Origin of the sequence: Rhizobium sp. LjRoot98, from assembly GCF_964252935.1 — a bacterium.
GTDB lineage: Bacteria > Pseudomonadota > Alphaproteobacteria > Rhizobiales > Rhizobiaceae > Pararhizobium.
This window is the reverse complement of the sequence record NZ_CAXUPW020000048.1, coordinates 1-2228: the sequence shown is the minus strand read 5'-3', so window position 1 is coordinate 2228 and position 2228 is coordinate 1. Positions and strand designations below refer to the sequence as shown.

The 2228-nt window shown below is 59.2% G+C and carries 1 protein-coding gene and 2 pseudogenes; all 3 read left to right on the top strand.

The window, feature by feature from the left end; genetic code table 11:
- Nucleotides 1-1018: pseudogene (locus tag ACSQ3J_RS31260) on the top strand (Mu transposase domain-containing protein); the annotation flags it as partial.
- Nucleotides 1015-1797, top strand: a complete 783-nt coding sequence (istB, locus tag ACSQ3J_RS31255) for an IS21-like element helper ATPase IstB (protein ID WP_436041186.1) — start codon at nt 1015-1017, stop codon at nt 1795-1797. The pseudogene ACSQ3J_RS31260 and the gene istB, both read left to right, overlap by 4 nt.
- Before the next feature lie 141 nt (nt 1798-1938).
- Nucleotides 1939-2228: pseudogene (locus ACSQ3J_RS31250) on the top strand (DDE-type integrase/transposase/recombinase); the annotation flags it as partial.

Here is a 2228-nt window from a genome sequence, read left to right as displayed (position 1 = left end):
TAAAGGCCTATCCGGCAGAGACGACGGAAGCCTTCTGCGATGGTCCGTATCGGGCTTTGCCTTCTTCGGCGGGATTCCTCTGTCGATCCTCTATGATAACACGAAGATCGCGGTGGCCCGGATACTGGGCGACGGCAAACGAAAGCGCACGCGGGTTTTTGGCGAGCTGCATTCGCACTACCTGTTCGAGGATCGTTTCGGCCGTCCGGGAAAGGGCAATGACAAAGGCAAGGTCGAAGGCCTGGTCGGATATTGCCGCCGCAATTTTATGGTCCCACTGCCTACCTTTGCCAGTTTTGCGGCCCTGAACGCCTATCTGGAAGACAAATGCCGTCATCGCATGAAGGACAGGCTGCGTGGACATCATGGCACGATCGAGGAGCGGCTCCCCCATGACATCGCTGCCTTTCGTCCCCTTCCGGTGGTCGGCTACGATCCGTGCGACAAACGCGCTGGCCGGGTGAGTTCGCTCTCGCTGGTCCGCTATAAGGGCAACGACTATTCGGTCCCCGTCGCCTTCGGGCATAGGGATGTTCTAGTCCGCGGTTATGTCGACGAGGTGGTGATCTCATGCGGAGCCGACGAGATCGCCCGCCATTACCGATCCTGGGAGACGGAGGACTTCGTCTTCGACCCCTTGCACTATCTCGCTTTGATCGAGCGAAAGACCAATGCGCTGGATCAGGCCGCGCCGCTGCAAGGTTGGAACCTGCCGGAATGCTTCGCCACCATCCGTCGCCTGATGGAAGCCCGGATGGGGAAAAAGGGCAAGCGTGAGTTCGTGCAGGTTCTGCGCCTGATGGAGGTCTTCCGGCAGGAGCAGGTGATCGCCGGCATCGAGGCAGCGCTGGAACGCGGGACGATCGGCTTTGACGCTGTCAAGCATCTGGTGTTGTGCCATGTGGAGCGCAGACCGCCACGGCTCGACATGACCGTTTATCCCTATCTGCCCAAAGCTCATGTGGCCGCGACCTCACCGGGCAACTATCTGAGCCTGCTGTCGGGAGCGCACCCATGAGCGACACGCCGCAAATCCTGCTTGCCCATCATCTCAAGGTGCTGAAGCTGCCGACGTTCCTGCGCGAATACGACAAGGTCGCCAGACAGAGTGCTGCCGAGGGTGTGGATCATACCCGCTATCTGTTGAGGCTCGCTGAGCTGGAACTAATCGACCGGGAACGCCGCATGGTCGAGCGCAAGATCAAGGCCGCCGGTTTCCCGGCGGTCAAAAGCATCGACAGCTTCGACTTTCTGGCCATCCCGTCGCTGAACAAGATGCTGGTTCTGGAACTGGCCCGTTGCGATTACATCAACCGCAATGAGAACGTCATCGCGGTCGGCAATTCCGGCACGGGCAAGACGCACATTGCGCTGGCCCTTGGTCTGGAAGCCTGCCGCAAGGGCCGCACCGTTGGCTTCATCACCGCCTCGGCGCTCGTTCACGAACTGCTTGAGGCCAGAGACGAGAAACGTCTGCTGAAGCTGCAGAAGCAGCTTGCCCGCTTCAATCTGCTGATCATCGACGAACTGGGATACGTCCCCTTGTCCGCGACGGGAGCCGAGTTGCTGTTCGAGGTGTTCTCACGCCGCTATGAGCGCGGTTCCACCATCGTTACGTCCAACCTGCCATTTGATGAATGGACCAGCGTCTTTGGATCGGAACGCCTGACGGGCGCATTGCTCGACCGGCTGACCCACCATGTGCATATCCTGGAATTGAATGGCGACAGCTACCGCCTGGCGTCGGCAAGGAAATCCCGGCGACCACAACCGCCGGAAGTCATCCAACCTGAATAGCCGCCTGCCAATCGACGCCGCAGCATGCATAAGGGCCGGTCGCGACCGGCCCTTATGCATGCTGCCCCAGTGGTGCACTTTTACTCCGGCGGCGTGGTGCAGTTTTAAACCGGTTTTTGGTGCACTTTCTCTCCGGCGTTGACAGTGACAATCTCGGAAAAGGTTGTGCAGCGATTGATGAAACAAGAGCGCCTGGTCGCCGCCAGACCACGGCGACGGCGTTTTGGCTCGTACCTGGGAGAAATCAGTCCTGCGCCTGAAAACCTGATCAACCGCGACTTCCATGCGAAAACACCGAACGAGAAGTGGCTGACGGACATCACCGAGTTCCAGATCCCAGCCGGCAAAGTGTATCTCTCGCCCATCATAGATTGCTTCGATGGCATGGTGATCAGTTGGTCGATTGGAACGCAGCCAGACGCCAGCTTGGT